Origin of the sequence: Thermobacillus sp. ZCTH02-B1, from assembly GCF_002159085.1 — a bacterium.
GTDB lineage: Bacteria > Bacillota > Bacilli > Paenibacillales > Paenibacillaceae > Thermobacillus.
Genome location: NZ_LZRU01000015.1, coordinates 13,432 through 31,487, shown reverse-complemented (window position 1 = coordinate 31,487; position 18,056 = coordinate 13,432). Strand labels below are relative to the sequence as shown.

Below are 18,056 nucleotides of genomic sequence, written 5' to 3'. Positions count from 1 at the left end.
GCTGTCACAACAGGTAGTCGCTTCGATAATGCAGACCCAGCGACACGACATGTTCATAGTAGAAATACAGCAAATGGCACACCAGCACCCCGTAATAGGCCAGCTTCCGGTACCGCTCCGCAAACAGCGGGATGATCCACGAGAACAGCACCAGGCTGTAGAGGCCGAAATAAATGTTGAGCCGCGCGAATATCCAGTTCGCGGTCGAAATGATCATGAACACGAATCCCAGCAGCGTCATGTTGACGAAAACATCGCTTTCGGGCCAGATGTTCCGCAGCTTGCGCCGGCCGAGAAACGCGATGGCGAGCGGAACGCCCGCGACCGCAACCCGGATGATGTTCGCGCCGCCCTTGTCGAAATTTCCGTAGACTGCATACTTGCTGCCTTCGAGCAGGACGAGCAGGGCGCCGAAGAACAGTTCGAATCCGACCACGGCCATCACGGCCAGCGCGAGTATCAGCATCGTCGCCTTCGTCCACGCCTTCCTGCGCACGAAGAAATAGACGGGCAGCATGATGAGCGCCGTCTTGTGAATCGTCGCAGCCAGCAGGACGAGCGGGAAATACCGCTTCCAGTCGCCCCGGATCAGCCAGTGCGTTCCGGCAAACAGGATGGCCGCGGCGAGGTACTGGCGGATGCCGTTCATCGAAACCGTGAACATGCCGGTCGTGATGTACAGGAACAGGCTGACCTCGATCATCAACGCGTACCGGTACAGCCCCGCGACGATGAGCACATTGGTCGCCAGCGCCGTCAGGAAGACGAGCGCCTGCGGATCGGGCATGAGCATCTTCAGCGCGATCTGGAGCGCGTTGAAACCGAAGTCTCCCCTGAAGCTGAAACCCTCGAACGTCGGCTCGAGCAGAGAATAGCCGTTCATGTAGTAAGGCGTGTCGCCGATGTTGTTGCGCAGTCCGGAGACGAGCACGATGCTCGCCGCGGCTGCCGCCACGAGCAGCTTGTTCGGCTTCACCGCCTCCTGACTGCCGGCATGATCGGGCAGCCCGTCCCGCCGCGCCAGCGGAATCATGCGGGCCAGCGCCGCGAAGACGAACACGACCAGCAGGTTGATCCACAGGACGGTCATCCATCCGCCCCCTCAGCGTCCGGCCGCACGCGGCGCCGATCGGCGGGTGCCCATCACATAGAGATACAGCAGCACGCCGAACGGCAGCGCGAGCAGCGTCAGACCTTTGCGCGGCGAATCGCGCAGCATGCCGCGTCCGCCCGTCATCAGGCAGCTCGAAACGTAGTGGATCGACTCGCGGAACCGCTGCTTCCAGGTCGGCTGCACCTCCATCGCCGTCCGCCGGAAAAAGGCGAATCCGCGCGGATTGTTCCGGTATTGGCGGATCATGTTCAGGCTCGATCCGTCGGGCAGGTACTCGACCCGGCAGAGCACCTCGTTCAGGAGGAGCAGCGGGCGGATCTTGTCGATCAGCAGATACTTGTAGCTCAGCGGGCAGTATTTCTCACCGGGGAAAACGGGATACGGCGGAACGGCCTTCACGAGATCGGTCCGGTACACCAGCTTCTTGTCGCCCCGCACCTTGTGGATCGCGTGCAGGCCGGACAGCGTGCACGCCTTCAATCCCTCCGGCAGCCGGTCGCCGATGATGTTCCCGTCCCGGTCCGCGTCAAGCCCGATGATGCCGGCGTAGTCGTCGCCGCCGTGTTCGCGCCAGAAGCGGATGATCTTTTCCACCGCGTCTTCCGGCATCTCGTCGTCCGAGTCGATGCAGACGTTCAGCTCCGTGTCGATCAGCCCATAAGCCGCGTTGTGCGCGCCGTGCATCCCCTGGTTCTCCTGATAGTGGTAGCGGATCGGGATTTCTCCCTCCGCCATCCAGCCGCGCACGAGCTCCGCCGTGTTGTCGGTCGAGCCGTCGTCGATGACGAGCCAGACGAAGTCCCTGCACGTCTGGCGGCGCAGGCTTTCATAGACGCGGGGCAGCACGTACGCCCGGTTGTAGGTCGGCGTGAACACCGTCAGCGTCGGCTTCGGTCCGTCCGCCATCGTCACATCCACCCTTCGGCGGCGCCGTGCTCCGTCCGGGACGCGCCGATCGCGGCCATCAGGCTGTTCAGCACGAGCCGGTCGGGGCGCACATGGCGCCGGTAGTAATTCCGGTTGTTCCGCATGAGGCTCAGCCGGAGCCGATCGTCCCGGATCAGCCGGTCCACGGCCTCGACGCATTCCTCCGGCGTCCGGAACGACAGATAATTGCGGCCTTCGCCGAAGATCCCCGGCACTTCGTAATGCAGCGTCTCCGTCACGATCGCCTTGGACGCGGCGACGTACTCGGCGAATTTCCAGCCGATCGACTGGTGCAGCCCCATCGTCGCGATGCAGATCACCGAGCGCTTCATCCGTTCCAGATACGCACGGCGGGTGACCGCGCGCCGGTCGGCGATCACGAGGTCGGGGTAGCGCTCGAGGGCAAAGCGGGTCGGCGCGACGCCGCCGTGGAACCGGTCGCCGAACGCCTCCCGGCACAGCCGGATCGTGCGCGCGCGCTGCTCGTTGATGTAATGCCGCTCCTCGCGCTTCGCCTCCGTCAATTGCCAGCCGGGATCGCCCTGCACGTCCCACATCCGCGCCATGAACAGGATGTTCGGCGGCGCGTCCGGCTTCGGCTCGTCCTCGAACGTCTCGATCGTGTACCAGCCGTTGTAATGGGAGGTGATCGGCAGCATCCGGACCAGCTTCTTCAGCTTCTCCTTCGGCGGATCGAGCGGCGCCGGCCGGTGGGCGGCGCTGCCGGGGATCGTCACCCAATAGTTCAGGCCGAGCGGCCGGATCTTCCCGCCGTGCGTGAGCGCGGCGTTGCGCTTCGCGCTGAAGCTGCGCTTGAAGCAGAGATCATAATGTTTGAGCAGGGGGCCGTACAGCTCGTCGGGGTCCCGAGCGAGATTGTCGTACCCGTCGTTCAGGTCGTAGAGCAGCCGGATTTCCCCGTCCAGGATCACTTCCAGCATATTGTAGGGAAGGCGCGGCTTGCCCGCCGCGCGCCCCGTATCCCACGCGATCTCGAGCTCGATGACGCCCCGCCGTGCCAGCAGTTCGAACCCCGCGATCACCTGGTAGAGATGGAGCGGCACCTCGCCGAGCCGCATCCGGCAACGCATCTTCGCCATATGATCCACCTCATACGATTCTCCTGGCCTCCGCCGGCACGGCGGCGAACGCGCGGCAGGCTTGTCCGTAATAGCCGGCCAGTTCCTCCGCGACGGCCCCGATGTCGTAGCCCCGCCCGCGCACTTCGTCCGCCGCCCGCGTGCGCATGAGGACCGAGTCCGACCGGGCCTCCGCCCGCAGGATCCCGCGGATCCACGCGTCGCGCGGCGCCTCCAGCGGCAGACGCGCCACGAGTCCGATCCCGAGATCGGCCTCCTCCGTCACCCGGTCGGAGACGACGCACGGCAGTCCGGCGGCCTGCGCCTCGATCAGCGTGAGCGGCAGCCCCTCGTGCAGCGAGGGGAACACCATGACGTCCATGCCCGCGAGCAGCCGCGGGACGTCGCTCCGCAGGCCGAGAAAGCGGACGCGGCCGGCGATGCCGGCCGCTTCGGCCCGCCGCGCGATCGGCTCCCGGAGCGGCCCGTCCCCGACGAGCAGCAGCGCCGCGTCCGGCCGCTCCGCCGCAAGATGCGCGAACAGATCGATCAGGAACGCGTGGTTCTTCTGCGTCGTGAAGCGGCCGACGTGGCAGACGGCGAGCTGCCCGGGCTTGAGGTTCAGCTCCGCCCGAACCGCCCGCCGGATCTCCGGATCGAACGCGAGGGCGGCGCAGTCGACGGCGTTGCGGATGATCCGCGCCTCCTTCGCCCGGCCGCCGAACAGCCAGGCGGCCGCCGCCTCCGAGCAGGCGAGCCGCCCGGTCGCATTCGGCGCGATCAGCCGCCCCGACGCCCATTTGTACAGCCTCGCCAGCGGACCGCCTTCGCTTCTCGTGTTGTGGCTGTGCGCGATCCGCACCGGAACGCCGGCGCGCCGGGCAGCCCGGAGCACCCAGCCGCTCATCCGGTCCATGTGCGCGTGCACGATCCGGTAATGGCGGTGCTCCGCGAAGAAGCGGTCCAGCGCGCGGATGTAGCCGACCGGCCCCGCCTCGGTGATCCAGGGAACGCGGTGGACGATCCCGCCGAGCGCACGAATCTCGTCGTCGTACACCCCTTCCCGGCAGGTGAGAAAATCGAACTGCAGCCGCGACCGGTCGATCCGCCGGTACAGGTTCATGATCAGCGTCTCCGCGCCTCCGCGGTTCATGTTGACGACGGCGTGGAGTACCCGAATTGCCGTTGCCATTTTCCGATCTCCATTTCACCCAGTATCGATGCGTAGACGGCGCGCAGCTCCGCCATCACCGTATCCAGGCCGTACGACGACGAGGCGATCGCGCGGCCGGCGGCGCCGAACGCCGCGCGCTCGCGGGGATTGGCGAGCAGATCCCGGATCCGGCCGGCCATCTGCCGGGCGTCCCCGGGAGGCACGAGCCAGCCGTTCCTGCCGGGCCGCACGAGCTCCCGGTGCCCGCGGTTCGACGTCGCGACGACCGGCAGGCCGCACGCCATCGCCTCCAGCACGTTTACCGGCAGCCCCTCCCGGAAGCTGGACGCGACGGCAATGTCCAGGGCGGGCAGCCAGTCGGCGATGTCCGGCCGGTAACCGAGAAAGTCGACCCGATCCCGGACGCCGAGCCGCGCGGCCAGTTCCTCGCAGGCCGGCCGCAGCGGGCCGTCGCCCGCCAGGAGCAGCCTCGCCCGCGGAAAATCGTCCTTCAGCAGCGCAAGCGCCTCGATGAGCATCCGCTGGTTCTTGTTCCGGTTGAACTCCGCCGCGTAGAACAGCAGTTGATCCTCCATCCCGTAACCGAGCAGCCGGCGCATGCCGCGCCTCCGCTCGGCGTCGGCCGGCCGGAAACGCTCCAGGTCGATGCCGACGCCGTGGACGCGGACGATGCGGCCGGCCGGGAAGCGGCGGTCCGCCGCCAGCCGGAAATCCTCCTCGTTGATCGTGATCAGGCAGTCGGTCAGCCGGGCAAGCATCCGCTCGACCGGGTAGAAGAGCAGCCAGTTCAGCTTCGGCCCTCCGCTCTGAAAATGAAAGCCGTGTGCCGTATAAAGCACCCGGACGCCGGAGCGCCTGGCCCCGCGCGCCGCGAGTCTCGTCAGAACGCCCGCCGTCGGCGTGTGGCAATGGATGAGCTGATAGCCGCCTTCCGCGATGATCCGCCTGAGCTGCCGGTAGGCGGCGATGTTCACGGGCTTGAGCGGCGACCGGCTGAACGGCACGTCGAACTGCCGGTCCGTCCAGGGCAGCTCCGGCGTGCCGGAAGCGGCCGCGTGCACCTCCCACCCCCTGGATTTGAACCAACGCATGACGGGTTGGTGGAACCGCTCGAGATGCCGCGCGACGGTCGCGCAGAACAGAATCCGGCCGGCAGGCTGCGCCATCGCCGATCACCGGGTTTCGGCAGGCTGCCGTTCATGCAGCAACTGCGTCAGATAATCGAGCAGCCCGTCGCGCAGATCGCTGCGCTCCAGCGCGAACTCGATCGTGGTGCGGATGAAGCCCATTTTTTCCCCGACGTCGTAACGGGTGCCCTCGAATTCGAACGCGTACACCGCCTCCGTCTCGTTCAGCTTCGCGATCGCGTCGGTGAGCTGGATCTCGCCGCCGGCGCCGGGCTCCAGGCTGCCCAGGATGTCGAAGATCGTCGGGCTCAGGATATAGCGCCCCATGATCGCGAGGTTCGACGGCGCGGCCCCCTTCGCCGGCTTCTCGACGAGACCGGACACGCTGTAGAAGCCGCGGTCGATCGGCTTGCCGTCGACGATGCCGTAGCGGTGCACTTCATCGTCCGGCACCGGCTTCACGCCGATGACCGACGACCGGTACCGGTCGTGCATGTCCATGAGCTGGCGCAGCGCCGGGCGCTCGGCGCGCACGATGTCGTCCCCGAGCAGCACGGCGAACGGCTCGTTGCCGATGAATTTGCGGGCGCACCAGACGGCGTGTCCGAGTCCGCGGGGTTCCTTTTGCCGGATGTAATGGATGTCCGCCATCTGCGACGGCTTCTGAACCTCGCTGAGCAGGTCGAGCTTGCCCCGCTCCAGCAGGTTGTACTCGAGCTCGAAGGAATTGTCGAAATGGTCCTCGATCGCCCGCTTGCCTTTGCCCGTCACGATGATGATGTCCTCGATGCCCGAGGCCACCGCCTCCTCGACGATGTACTGGATCGTCGGCTTGTCGACAATCGGCAGCATCTCCTTCGGCATCGCCTTCGTCGCGGGCAGGAACCGCGTGCCGAGTCCTGCGGCCGGAATGATCGCCTTCCTGACGGTCATCTCAAGCATCCCTCCCATGTTATTCCAGTCCGTTGCCCCGTTACCGGACGGCGGTCGCCGCCGGCTTCAGCGTCACCGCGGTCAGGCCGTCGTCCGAAGCGGCGGACGGCTGCGCGGCCTTCGCCCCCGCCTCGGCGGGAGCGTCTTCCGCCGCGGCGGACGCTTCCTGCGACACGGCGTGCGCGTCCGGAACGGCGTCGGCGCGAGGTTCCCTCCCGGCCGCCTTCACCGCCTCCTCCACGCGCCCGTTCGCCAGCGTCAACATCCAGAAGCGCAGCGTCTCCCGGTCGACTTCCATGAAATGTTCGGCCAGATCCTCGATTTCGCGGATCGGCACGCGGCGCGATTTTCCGACGTGAATCTTCGGATATACGTTCCGTTCCTGCACTTCGTCCGGGTTCATCAGCTCCTCGAACAGCTTCTCGCCGGGGCGGATGCCGGTGAAGCGGATACCGATCTCCTCGACGGCGTATCCGGACAGGCGGATCAGATTGCGCGCGAGATCGACAATCCGGACCGGCTCGCCCATATCGAGCACGAAGATCTCGCCGCCCTTCGCCAGCGCCCCGGCCTGGATGACAAGCTTCGACGCCTCGGGAATCGTCATGAAATAGCGGACCATGTCCGGATGGGTCACCGTCACGGGGCCGCCGGCCGCGATCTGCTTGCGGAAAAGCGGAACGACGCTGCCGCGGCTGCCGAGCACGTTGCCGAACCGGACGGCGACGAATTTCGTCCGGCTGATGCTGTCCAGATACTGGATGTACATCTCCGCGAGGCGTTTCGAGGCGCCCATGACGCTCGTCGGATTGACCGCCTTGTCCGTCGAAATCATGACGAAAATCCGAACGCCGTACCAGTTCGCCGCCCGGGCCGTGTTCATCGTGCCGATCAGGTTGTTCTTCACCGCCTCCTCCGGATTCCGCTCCATCAGCGGAACGTGCTTGTGCGCGGCGGCGTGGTAGACGACGTCGGGACGATGGGCCTGCATGACGCGCATCATTTTGTCCGCGTCCTGGATGTCGGCGATTTCCGTTACAATTTCTATTCCGGCATCCCCGTACATATCCCTGAGCTCCAACTCGATCGAGTAGATGCTGTTCTCGCCGTGTCCGAGCAGGACGAGCTTCTTCGGCCCGAACTTCGCCACCTGGCGGCAGATTTCCGAACCGATCGAACCGCCCGCGCCCGTGACAAGGATCGTGCGGCCCGTCACGTATTCCGAAATGCTGTCGATGTCGAGCTCGACGGGCTCCCGTCCGAGCAGGTCCTCCACTTCGACATCCCGGAGCGCGCTGACCGACACGCGGCCCGACGCAAGGTCCTCAAGCTTCGGCATGATCTGCGTTTTCGCCTTCGTCTTCGCGCATTCTTCGAAAATGCGGTTCAGCGCCTTCTTCCCGAGTGACGGAATCGCGATCACGATGTTCTCGATGTTCATCTCCCGCGCGATGGTCTCAATCCGGTCGATGCCGCCGAGCACCGGAAGACCGAGGATGTCCAGCTTGTGCTTCGCCGGATCGTCGTCGACGAACGCGACCGGCCTGAGCTCCGACCCGGGCCGGAGAAGCTGCCGCGCCACCATCGTGCCCGCGACGCCTGCGCCGACGATCAGCGTCCGCTTCCGCCCGTCTCCGCCGGCCGGAGAGGCCGCCTCTCCGCCGGTTTTCAGGCGCGCGTCCCGATAGAGCCTCCAGCAGAGGCGCGATCCGCCGATGAGCAGCATGTGCAGCATCCAGGTGACGGCCAGCAGGCGAAAATAAATATCCTGGATGATCACCTGCTGGATGACCGCGGCCGTCGCGACGGACAGCGTAACTGCCTTCGCGATCGTGAGCAGTTCCCCGACGCTCGCGTATTCCCACGCCTTTTTGTAGAGCTTGTAACACCAGGCAAACACGTGGTGCGAGAGGAGCAGGGACAGGGAACTCACGACCAGCGGAAAAGTCAGTACGTCGACCGAAGCTTCGAGCAGAACGCGGCCCGCAAAAATGGCGGTGATGACGATCAGGGAGTCCAGCAGCATCAGAAGGGTCAGCCGTCTGTGGTAGGGCATGGTCTTCCTCCTTCTTCTCCCATGCGGGCTTGCCTGCCTTGATGAGCCGGTTTCGTGCGGCCCGTGCACCCCAGGGGCCTCCGGCCCGTCCGGAAACCGGAACATGAAAGCAGGCAAGCATGACCCGTCGGGCGGCGGCGCGGGCGCTCCCGACGGCCATGCGCGCCGCCACCGTCCCGTGGGCCGGGCGCCGGCGGATCGGTCGGTTGTTCTCCTGAAAAAACATCGTGCGGGATTTTTTGTTCTCTATAAAGAACATCCGAACAAAACAAAACAAAACAAAACAAAACAAACGGTGTGTTCTCGGCCGCGAACCCGGTTTCATTGTATGTTCTCTATATAGAACGTGTCAAGAAAGAATTTTTTCATGATTTTCATAACGGCTTCTGCCCGTGGCCCATGTTTCAACCCCCGGTCGCCTGCTGTCGGAGCATCCGCTCGAAAAGGCCGCTCCCCTCGGCCGCCAGCGCCGCGTATCGCCCGCACTGGACGACGCGCCCCCGCTCCAGGACGACGATCTGGTCGGCGCCGCGGATGGTGGAGAGCCGGTGCGCGATCACGAGGATCGTCATGCTGCCCCGGAGCCGGTCGAGCGATGCGAGGATCGCCTGTTCGCTCTCCGCGTCGAGCGCGCTGGTCGCCTCGTCGAGGATGAGCAGGCTGGGCCGCTTCAGGATGGCCCGCGCGAGCACGATGCGCTGCCGTTCGCCGCCCGACAGCCGGACGCCGCGGTCGCCGACCGGCGTTCGGATGCCCCGCGGCAGCCGGCTGACGAACCCGTCGGCCGCCGCAAGCCGGAGCGCCTCGAACGCCTCCTCCTCCGTCACGCCGGGACATGCCATCCGGAGATTGTCCAGCACGCTCCCGCCGAACAGGAACGGATCCTGCGGCACGTAGCCGACCGATCGCCGGAGCTCATGCAGCATCCTGCCGTTCAGCGGCCTGCCGTCGTACAGGACGGTCCCTTCCTGCGGCCGGATCAGCCCCATGATCAGGTCCGCGAGGGTGCTCTTGCCCGCGCCGGAATGGCCGACGATCGCCGTCGCCGAACCCGCCGGGATGAAGAGATCGACGCCGTCCAGCGCCCGCCGCCCGCCGCCGGTCTCGTAGCCGAAGACGACGCCGCTCAGCCGGATGCCCCGCTCGAGCCGCAGCCGGCCGCCCGCCTCTTCCGCCTCGCCGTTCGCGGATCGGGACGGAACCGGGAGGACGGGGCTCGCCGACGCCGGATCCGGCCGGCGGCCGGACGCGGCGGACGAACCCGATTCCGCCGCCGGCGAAGCTCCCGCAGCGGCCCGCACCGACGATCCGGAGCCCGGCGCCGCCGTTGCCGGCGAAACTTCCGCGGCATTCCGCGCCGGTGATCCGGGTTCCCCCGTGTCTCCGGCCGGCGGGTGCTTCCGCGCGGCCGGAAGTCCGGAATCCGGCGCCGCCGCATTCCCGTCCGTCCGGAAGCCGCCGGCGAACGGCGGTTCCGTTGCGAACACGTCCGATTCGCGCTCCCGCCGGCTTTCCTCGAGCAGCGCGAGGACGGAAGCGACCCCGGGCGCATTGGACGCGAACTGCTGCGCCTGGGTCTGCAGCGTCGTGATCCGCGGCCACAGCCGCGTCATGATGATGAAGATCGTAAGCAACGCATGGGGCGGCGTATGGAGGACGAGCAGGGCGGCACAGGCAAAGCCCGCGGCAAGCGCGGCCGAGACGATCCGGTAGGCTGCCTCGGTCGTCGACCGGAGGCGGACATGGGCGAGCTGTTCCCGCCGGATCCTGTCCGTAATCGAACGGATCCAGAGGCGGCCGCCCTCCTCCATCGCATTGCCCTTGATGTCCTTCAAGCCCTGCAGCTGCTCGCTGACGCCGGCCACATATTCCTGGACCAGATCCGTCGTGAGACGGCCCAGCGCGTTCGCCTTCCGGACCTGCCGGCGGGACGCGAGCAGCACGGCTGCGCCGCATGCCAGCACGAGCGCCGTGAGCTGCCAGGAGATCGCAAGCGCGATGCCGAACTGCAGGACGGTGAAGATCAGGGCGGAAGCCGCCTGCAGCATCAACGCGAACCCGGTCTGCAAGCGGGCCGCCTCGCTCGTCATGGCGTTCAGCAGATCGGCGCGACGCTTGCGCAGATGGAAGCTCCATCGCGCTTCCTGAAGCGCCTCGAACAGTTCGATCCGGAATTGCCGTCCGCAACGATTCACGATTTCCGTGCTGCGGACGGTGACAAACCGCTGCAGCCCGCTCTGGCAGGCGACGACCAGCACGAACGAGGCAAGCAACACGGGCAGCAGGAGCTCCGCGGGCCAATGCCGGATACCGGCCAGCAGCGGCCCGATGAGAGGCACCGCATCCCGGGATCCGTCCAGAAAGCCGCCCGCCCCGAGCAGCGGGACGATCAGCAGGATGCCGACGCCTTCGAAAATGCCCGCCAGCACCGTACCCAGGACGACCAGCGCAGCCGCGCCGCCGGCATACTTGCGCATCATGCCCGCCGTTTGCAGGAGGATGTTCATCATGTCCGCTCCAGGTTCCGTCCGACGGCGGCGTACATGCCGATGACGGTGAACCTGTCTCTCTCCTCTGCGCCTGTAATGTACCGGCTACCGCTGCGCAGCCAGGCATGGGCGGCCAGACGGCCGTCCGCGTCCCGGCCGGTCCCCAGATACAGCGTGCTTTCGATGCCCCGGCGCCCCAGCATCCGCATGGCCGCCAGCGCGCGGACCAGGCATTTGCAATCCCACCATGCGTAGCGGCTGGCAATCCGGACGGCCTCGGCGATGCGGTGCAGTTCCATCAGCGTCTCGCGGGGAAGCTCCCGCCATTCCGTCTCGCGTCCGGGTACGCCGAGCCGCGGCGCCAGGTGCCGGAACGGCAGGAGGAGCATCAGCCGCGACCATGCCAGCGACAGCCAGGCCTCGGCAAGCAGCGCCGCCGCGTCCGGACGGCTCAGCATCAGCCGGATCGCCTTCGCCGCCACGGAGAACACCCGCGAAGGCCGCAGGACCTGATTCCTGTTCACGGGCGGGACACCTCGATCATGTTCTCGCGCAGCAGCGCGGACAGAAATTTGAGCACGTCGCGTTCGCAGGTTTCCCGGTCGACCTCGTACTCCGCCATCAAGGTGGTCACCAGATCCGTGACGGCGACGGGGGACGCGATCAGCTCCCAGATGCGGCCGCCCTGCCTGCCGAGATTGTAATACTTGCCGTTCTCCACGCTGAGCATCACTTTCTCGCCGTCCATGTCGCTGACGATCGCGCCCGGTTTCTGGACGACGATGCATTCGGACGTGATCGTTTCCTGCCGGATCATGGGCTCACCTCCCCCTCGGCATGCGCCCGGATGAGCCGCGCGGATTCCCGCGCCGCGAACACCCGCACCGGTCGGAACAGCCGATACATGCCGGTCTTCTCCGCAATTCTCACCGCCGTCTCGAAATGCCATGCGGCAAGACCCGACGGCACGATCAGCGACCGCCGGAAGGTATGGCGATACAGGATATAGCACCGCTCCAGCCGGTCAATCGGCTTGATCGACGGCTCCCGGCCGTCGGAATGGACGAGCTCGTAAATATGTACCAGCGGCACCGGTTCCGGCCAGAACGACCCGCCGGCCGGGACCGCGAATTTCGCCTCCCGTTCCACCAGCGGCTTGAAGCCGCTGCCGGATATTTGCAGACGGTCGAGGCTGTCCTGCCACAGCTTCTGCTGCGGATAGGCCGGCATGACAAGCGGTGTTCCCCGCTCGTCGAAGACGACGGCGGCGACGTCGTCCGACACGAGACGGAACCCGAGCTCGAGCAGCGCCGCGGACAACGTGGATTTGCCCGCTCCCGAATCCCCGACGATGGCGTAGGCGCGCCCGTTCCGTGTCACGACGCTGCCGTGAAGCGGCAGCATGCGCCGTTGCAGCAGGACGGCGCCCATGCACGTGCCGAGCACGTACAGCCGGATCTTGTCTTCGTTCGCTCCGCTGTCGGCCCGCACTTCGATCCGCTTTCCTTCGACGATGCGAAACGCGGCCGTCCGCGGGATCCGGAACTCGACGACGCCTTCCGCCGCCCGCAACCAATGCCGGTCCGCGTCGTCCGTCAGGGCATTTCCGCCGTCCTGTCCCCGGCTCACCACCTCCACGTCGGCTGCTCCGTCAGGACCGGCCGATGCCCCGAGTTCGGGAATGGGAAAGTCGCTGTCGATCCGGAGACCGAAGGCCCGGTATCGGTACACGATGTTCGTTCCAGCCACGGTCAACACTCCATCCGGAGGCCGGAATGCGGCTGGCATGCGATGGTCACAGCCGCATTCCGCTTCAGGTCGTCAGGTTCAGCTGGCGGACCAGAAATCGGGATCGTCCGGGTCGTTCTGCCAGTCGTCCTCGATTTTGTGCCCCCAACCAGCAGCCGTCTTCCTCACGTCCAGCACTTCCAGTTCCGGCGCCTGCCATTCCTTCTTCCGCATGTGCCTTCACCTCCTTTCATGTCTTTTGACAAAACGGCGGAAAATGATCGCTTGCATCACGGAACTAAAATGATGGTCAAACGCTTGTTCCGGCTTCGGCTCCTTCAAATGGTTCAGCGACGTCCGAAGGGCATCCAGATTCAAATACTCGCGCATCCGTTCATCCGCCAGCATCTCCTCGGCCTCGCGGATGAACATCGGCCATTCCGGCTTCATCCGATGAACGCTGTCGGCCCCCTGAAGGCCGCGCACCTTCTGGTTCAGACGAACCTTGTCCGGCAGCAGCCCGCGGGTCGCGCGGCGGGCAAGCGCGCGGTCGATGCCGTCCCGCACGCATTGCTCTTCCGGTACGGACAGGCAGAAGCGCACGACGCGCAGGTCGTTGGTCGGGTCCCGGTACCAAAGGCCGTACCGAAGCGAAAGTTTCGTGTTGCATACGCCGGTCAAGTTCCAGATGGCGGTCTGCTTGAAGACCCGTTTTCGGGCCCGGTAGGCATCCGACACCCGGCCGTCGCCGGACATGCCGTGCTGTCTGAGCCGTTCGTAGGCCCCGGTCTCTTCCAACAGCAACGGGCTTCCCAAAACCGGGACGTCTGTCGGTGCCGAACCGCCGACCGCCTTCCGCCAGACCGCTCTCATCACCCGCTTCCGGCTGGCACCCATCTGCCGCGCATATCCGGTGAGCTCCCGGTAAAACCGGACAAGCCGCAGGCGCCTCAGCAGCCCGGCCTGGTAATCCAGCGCCGGTCCCCAGGAAATCGTCCAGTTGCCGCGCTGCCCGGTCAGCACCACGGAGATGTCCCGCTCCGCCGCCAGTCTGCCGATGCCCAGCGTCCAGAACGAGTTCGCATAGAACTTGTAAGGCATCTCCAGCACGTCCAGCCACTCGTCGATGACGGAATACGGACTCTGGCCCGGAAAATCGCAGTAGGTCGGCACGATGTTGCCGGCATGATCGACGACGGCGCGGATATACTCCCGTTCATCCGCGATCCGGGTCCGCGGTGCCCAGCTGCCCTCGAAATCCGCAAGCGGCACGTAGCTGAACGTGTACAGCGGCTGGCCCCGGGTTTGCAGCTCGCGGGCGGCGAAGGAGGCGACGGTTCCCGAATCAAGCCCGCCGCTGAGATGCGCCCCGATGTTCCGGCGCGCGCGGAGCCTCGCTCTGACCGCCCGGCCGACCACATCGCGGAGCGCCTCCTCGTATTCCGCATCCGACTTCAGTCTCAGCCTCTCCCGCGGCACTTCGATGCTGCAATAAGACCGCAGCGTCAGACGGCCTTCCGCATCCGCCACCAGCCAGTGCCCCGGAGGAATCTGTTCGATGCCTTCATAGACCGTGGGCCTTGCATCCACGGCATCGGTCGTGAACGGCAGGGCCAGGAAATCGGCGATCCACTGCCGGTTCAGTGCTCCGCTGACATGTCCGGTCCCGAGGAGCGGTCCCATGATCGTGCAGATCCAGACCGTGCCGCGGACCGGATCCCGGGTGAAATACAACGTCCGGGTCCCCGAGAAGTCCCGGGCCGCATAGAGCTTTCGCCCGCGTTCATCCCAGATCGCGAAGGCGAAATCGCCCACGAGTCGCTCGGCCATCCGCACGCCCCAGGCGTCATAGGCCAAGAGAAGCAGCTCCGGGTCCGTCAGGGTCCTGCGGCGGCCGGCTCCGATCCCGAGCGCATCGCACAGCTCCTCCCGGTTGTCGAGGATCGCATCGGCGACGACGGCGAGCCCGCGCTCCGGATCATGCAGCGGATTGGATTCGCCGACCGATTCGGGCGTGATCCACCGGGCACGGCAGCCGAGAAAAACCCCCGGCCTGGTCCAGGTCCGCTCGTCGTCCGCCGGAAACCGGGCCAATTTCCGCATCATGGCACTCCCCTGCTCCGAAGCCGCCGGATTGCCGCATCTGTCGTAGATGGCGACGATGGCGCTCATGCCGCCCTCCGATCCTACGGTTGTTCCTTATAGTGAACATTAACCGAAAAAATGATGGACAAAACAGGATATTTGCCCCAGGAAATTCTTTATAACGAACGCACCTGCATCGTAACACCTATTTGTCCCGCTGTCAATCCGTAATTCGCAGCCGCCGATTCTCCATCCGCCCGGCGCGCGGCGGCTGCCGGCCGCTTCATTCGGCCGGCAGCCGAACCGATTCCACGAGGCGTTCGATATTCCCGCCGGGCGCCGCAAGCACTTCATAGACCCGCACGATGAACGGCCCCTTGAAGGCCGATTCGTCCGATCCGGATGTATCGGCTCCCGCCTTCGTCCGGTTTCCGAAGCCGAGATCGAAGGTTTTCAGGCCCGACGTCAACCGCTCCGGGCCGGCCAGCGCATAAATCTTGGACGCCAGCACCCGGTCGTTCCCGTCGGCAATTTCGATCTTGAGGCGGACGGACTCCTCGTCGAACACCACGTTGGGCGTCCGCGTGAGGTCGATTTCGAGGCCGAGAATGCCGGATTCATCATCCACCGATCCGGAGCCGACGGCCAGCCTGAACGGATACAGGTTGTCGGCGTCTTCGTCGCGGTTGGCGACTTTCCCCAGTTCATCGAGACGGATTTCCACCGCGCCGACCGGCAGCTGGAACGTATCCGGATGGCCGTCGAGCAGCGTGAGGCGCGCCCTGGTATCCCGCTCCGCCGAGAGGGGCAGCGTGAACACGTAGGCGACCATCATGCCGACACCCGGCGACAGCATTTTCTGCCGCGGTTCCAGCCTTTCACCCGCATAGCTGACGCCCGTCGAGGTCGTCCACTCGACGCCGAAATTCGGAACGGCCACGGTGACCCTGGAACGGTTCAGCAGCCTGAATTTCGCCACGGCCGTCAGATACCCGTCACCCGCCTGTTCGAACCGGTACACCTCGGCCAGCGAAATGTCGACTTCCTTCGCCAGGTTCGGCCGGAATGTCGAGGTGACGCGGATCGGGTTGAACAGGGAATACACGGTTTGGATCTGCTGCGCCTCGGACGCGGCGGGCGGCTTGATCTGGAGGCGTCCCGCTTCATAGCGTACGGTGCCGCTCGCATCGCTGAACGATTCCGGCGTGCCGATCGTGAAGCCGGTCCAGCGTTCCGGGCCCGGAAGCCGCATGACGAAGTGCAGGTACCGCACATCTCCCGGCTGAATCTCGATCGGGCCGCTCTCGGCGCGCTCCGCCGGGTAGTAGTCCTGCTCGGTCCTGCCGGTCACGGTGAACTCCGGAACCCAGGCGGGACGGCTGCCCGTGTTCTTCGCCTCCAGCACGAGGACGGCCGTCGTTCCCTGCGGGGTATGCCGCTCCGAGAACCGGACGGGTGTGTAGACCAGCCCGGCGGATTCCGTCGGGATCGTGAACGAATCGCCCCAGGCCTTGAGGCGCTTCGCGTCCGTGAACACTGTGGACGGTCCGGACCATTCAAGCCCGGCGACCGGCATGTTCAGGATGACGGTTTCCTTCTTCGGATAGACGTATTCGTCCACCTCCACCCATTCGAGCCGTTTCAGCGAGAAGGCGTCGGACCGGGCCACCCTCAGCATGTAACTCAATTCGGCCTTCTCCTTCGGTTGCACGATGCGCGGATTGTCGGCGGAAGGCATCAGGGTATAGACGTCCCCGCCCGTCGTGACCGCGCGCACCTCGTATCCCGGGACGGCGACGGAGCGGCTTCCGGTGTTGTACAGCCGCACGACCGCTCCGATCCGGAAGCCGTCCGGCACCCGCTCGTTCAGCACCGTCTTCACGCCGGCCCGGAGCGCCGAGGTCAGCTTGTACGGCGTGTCGTTCGCCGCGGATTCGGCCGCAACGGCGACGGGCGCCGACCCCGAACCCGTCGATGCCGGCGCGATGAAGATCAGCACGGCCATGACCCATAACGCCCAACGTTTCCATGCTTGTCCGCTCAATTCGTCCTCTCCTCCTTGCCGCTTCCCTCGACGACGACCCTTTCTCCGTCCTTGAGCGCGCTGATGCCGGTAATCGCGACTTGCTCTCCCTCGCTCAGGCCGGACAGCACTTCGTAATAGGACGGCGTCGACCGGCCGGTCATCACCTCGCGCTTCCTTGCAACGCCGTCCTCGATGACATACACGAACCGCCGGCTTCCTTCCTCGAGCACGGCGTACTGCGGTACCGCAAGCGCGGTCAGTTCGGCGGCCTCCGACAGTTCGACGGCCACCTTCATGCCCGGCTTGAGCCGCCCGTCGTCGTTCGGCACCGTCAGCTCCAGCACATAGGCGTTTTTCTCCGGATCGGGAATCGTGGACAGGAAGCTCACGGGGGCTTGTCCACGCTCTTCGCCGCCGGGAAGCACATAGTTCAGTTCGGTCTTGCCCTTTGCGTAGTTCGCGCCCTCTTCGTTCAGCAGCGCGACGATCCGCACCGGGTTCACCTGCTCGATCCGGCCGACCGGCACGTCCGCGCGGACCATCATGCCTTCAATCAACGAAAGCTGCGTGATGATGCCGCCGACCTTCGCCCGGATCGTCAGCTTCTCCATCTCCTCGTTGCGGTGTTGCAGCGTCCGCGTGGCGTCGGACAGCCGGCTCTCCAGGTCCCGGATCCTGTCGGAATCGTTCAAGGATTGCATCCGCTTGCGCGCCAGTTCCAGGTCCTGCCGGAACGCGTCGAGTTCGGCAGCGGACCGTTCGACATCGGCCTTCGTCGCCAGGCCGCTGTCGTAATCATTGAGCAGCTTGTTGTGCCGACGCTGCCTCTCGTCCAGCTCGCGCTCCATCCTGCGGAGATCCGCCGCGAGCTCCTGGCGTCTGACCGACAGCTCCTGGCGCGCCGACTGGAGCGCGTCCCTCGCCTGGGCGACGGCGGCCTGCGCCTGATCCAGCGCCATCTCCAGTTCTTCCGAGACGAGCCGCGCGATCGGATCGCCCGCCTTCACCTCGTCGCCGAGTTTCCGGTACAGCGTCTCGACCGTTCCGGAAACGGCCGGCTCGATGTCAAACTGGACCGATGACAGGACATCCGCCGTCACTTGGATCGGTTCCTCGATCTGCCGCACGACCGCCGTCTCGGTCCGGACCGTGCGGAGCTGCGGCTCCTGGACCGCCTCCTTCGGCGACGCGGAGAATGCGCCGAGAAGCGAACAGCCCGGCGTTATCGCCAAGCAGATCGCGATGACGACGGCATGCCGCGCCGCGCGCGCCGTATGCCGCATCCTTCGCGCTCTTCGCACCGGTGGTACCCCCTCGT

General features: G+C 65.8%; 15 protein-coding genes. All 15 read right to left on the bottom strand.

The window, feature by feature from the left end:
* Positions 1-4: 4 nt before the first annotated feature.
* Complete coding sequence (locus tag A9Z00_RS07280; RefSeq protein ID WP_296975517.1) at positions 5-1,090, bottom strand: EpsG family protein; 1,086 nt, start codon at positions 1,088-1,090, stop codon at positions 5-7.
* A gap of 12 nt (positions 1,091-1,102) precedes the next feature.
* On the bottom strand, positions 1,103-2,020 hold the full coding sequence (locus A9Z00_RS07275; protein WP_296975516.1) for a glycosyltransferase family 2 protein: 918 nt from the start codon (positions 2,018-2,020) through the stop codon (positions 1,103-1,105).
* Between the two features lie 2 nt (positions 2,021-2,022).
* Positions 2,023-3,141 carry a glycosyltransferase gene (locus A9Z00_RS07270; RefSeq protein ID WP_296975515.1) on the bottom strand — a complete coding sequence of 373 codons (1,119 nt, stop codon included), beginning with the start codon at positions 3,139-3,141 and terminating at the stop codon, positions 2,023-2,025.
* Between the two features lie 10 nt (positions 3,142-3,151).
* Positions 3,152-4,312 (bottom strand): glycosyltransferase family 1 protein, encoded by a 1,161-nt coding sequence (locus A9Z00_RS07265; protein WP_296975514.1) that lies wholly within the window; start codon positions 4,310-4,312, stop codon positions 3,152-3,154.
* Positions 4,270-5,460, bottom strand: coding sequence for a glycosyltransferase family 4 protein (locus A9Z00_RS07260; RefSeq protein ID WP_296975513.1), 1,191 nt, complete (start codon positions 5,458-5,460; stop codon positions 4,270-4,272). Before A9Z00_RS07260 ends, A9Z00_RS07265 begins: the two co-directional genes overlap by 43 nt.
* Positions 5,461-5,466: 6 nt before the next feature.
* Positions 5,467-6,354 (bottom strand): UTP--glucose-1-phosphate uridylyltransferase GalU, encoded by an 888-nt coding sequence (galU, locus tag A9Z00_RS07255; protein ID WP_296975512.1) that lies wholly within the window; start codon positions 6,352-6,354, stop codon positions 5,467-5,469.
* Positions 6,355-6,394: 40 nt separating this feature from the next.
* Positions 6,395-8,410 carry a polysaccharide biosynthesis protein gene (locus A9Z00_RS07250; RefSeq protein ID WP_296975511.1) on the bottom strand — a complete coding sequence of 672 codons (2,016 nt, stop codon included), beginning with the start codon at positions 8,408-8,410 and terminating at the stop codon, positions 6,395-6,397.
* Between the two features lie 404 nt (positions 8,411-8,814).
* Entirely contained in the window at positions 8,815-10,917 is a 2,103-nt protein-coding gene (locus A9Z00_RS07245) for an ABC transporter ATP-binding protein (protein WP_296975510.1), read from the bottom strand.
* Positions 10,917-11,423, bottom strand: coding sequence for a lasso peptide biosynthesis B2 protein (locus tag A9Z00_RS07240; protein WP_296975509.1), 507 nt, complete (start codon positions 11,421-11,423; stop codon positions 10,917-10,919). Before A9Z00_RS07240 ends, A9Z00_RS07245 begins: the two co-directional genes overlap by 1 nt.
* On the bottom strand, positions 11,420-11,716 hold the full coding sequence (locus A9Z00_RS07235; protein WP_296975508.1) for a lasso peptide biosynthesis PqqD family chaperone: 297 nt from the start codon (positions 11,714-11,716) through the stop codon (positions 11,420-11,422). The genes A9Z00_RS07240 and A9Z00_RS07235 overlap by 4 nt, the downstream gene beginning before the upstream one ends.
* On the bottom strand, positions 11,713-12,648 hold the full coding sequence (locus A9Z00_RS07230) for an aldolase (RefSeq protein ID WP_296975507.1): 936 nt from the start codon (positions 12,646-12,648) through the stop codon (positions 11,713-11,715). The genes A9Z00_RS07235 and A9Z00_RS07230 overlap by 4 nt, the downstream gene beginning before the upstream one ends.
* 78 nt (positions 12,649-12,726) lie before the next feature.
* Positions 12,727-12,861 (bottom strand): paeninodin family lasso peptide, encoded by a 135-nt coding sequence (locus tag A9Z00_RS07225; RefSeq protein ID WP_296975506.1) that lies wholly within the window; start codon positions 12,859-12,861, stop codon positions 12,727-12,729.
* A gap of 6 nt (positions 12,862-12,867) precedes the next feature.
* Positions 12,868-14,799: an asparagine synthase-related protein gene (locus tag A9Z00_RS07220; RefSeq protein WP_296975505.1), complete on the bottom strand. Its 1,932-nt coding sequence runs from the start codon at positions 14,797-14,799 to the stop codon at positions 12,868-12,870.
* 196 nt (positions 14,800-14,995) lie between these two features.
* The gene (locus A9Z00_RS07215) at positions 14,996-16,756 is read right to left on the bottom strand and encodes a hypothetical protein (protein WP_296975504.1); all 1,761 of its coding nucleotides are present in this window, start codon (positions 16,754-16,756) and stop codon (positions 14,996-14,998) included.
* Positions 16,753-18,039, bottom strand: coding sequence for an efflux RND transporter periplasmic adaptor subunit (locus A9Z00_RS07210; protein WP_296975503.1), 1,287 nt, complete (start codon positions 18,037-18,039; stop codon positions 16,753-16,755). Before A9Z00_RS07210 ends, A9Z00_RS07215 begins: the two co-directional genes overlap by 4 nt.
* Positions 18,040-18,056 lie beyond the last annotated feature (17 nt).

Bases quoted from the DNA above. Each gene is read 5' to 3' on its own strand.
- A9Z00_RS07280 (WP_296975517.1), bottom strand. From the start codon at position 1,090: ATGACCGTCCTGTGGATCAACCTGCTGGTCGTGTTCGTCTTCGCGGCG.
- A9Z00_RS07275 (WP_296975516.1), bottom strand. From the start codon at position 2,020: ATGGCGGACGGACCGAAGCCGACGCTGACGGTGTTCACGCCGACCTAC.
- A9Z00_RS07270 (WP_296975515.1), bottom strand. From the start codon at position 3,141: ATGGCGAAGATGCGTTGCCGGATGCGGCTCGGCGAGGTGCCGCTCCAT.
- A9Z00_RS07265 (WP_296975514.1), bottom strand. From the start codon at position 4,312: ATGGCAACGGCAATTCGGGTACTCCACGCCGTCGTCAACATGAACCGC.
- A9Z00_RS07260 (WP_296975513.1), bottom strand. From the start codon at position 5,460: ATGGCGCAGCCTGCCGGCCGGATTCTGTTCTGCGCGACCGTCGCGCGG.
- galU (WP_296975512.1), bottom strand. From the start codon at position 6,354: ATGACCGTCAGGAAGGCGATCATTCCGGCCGCAGGACTCGGCACGCGG.
- A9Z00_RS07250 (WP_296975511.1), bottom strand. From the start codon at position 8,410: ATGCCCTACCACAGACGGCTGACCCTTCTGATGCTGCTGGACTCCCTG.
- A9Z00_RS07245 (WP_296975510.1), bottom strand. From the start codon at position 10,917: ATGAACATCCTCCTGCAAACGGCGGGCATGATGCGCAAGTATGCCGGC.
- A9Z00_RS07235 (WP_296975508.1), bottom strand. From the start codon at position 11,716: ATGATCCGGCAGGAAACGATCACGTCCGAATGCATCGTCGTCCAGAAA.
- A9Z00_RS07225 (WP_296975506.1), bottom strand. From the start codon at position 12,861: ATGCGGAAGAAGGAATGGCAGGCGCCGGAACTGGAAGTGCTGGACGTG.
- A9Z00_RS07220 (WP_296975505.1), bottom strand. From the start codon at position 14,799: ATGAGCGCCATCGTCGCCATCTACGACAGATGCGGCAATCCGGCGGCT.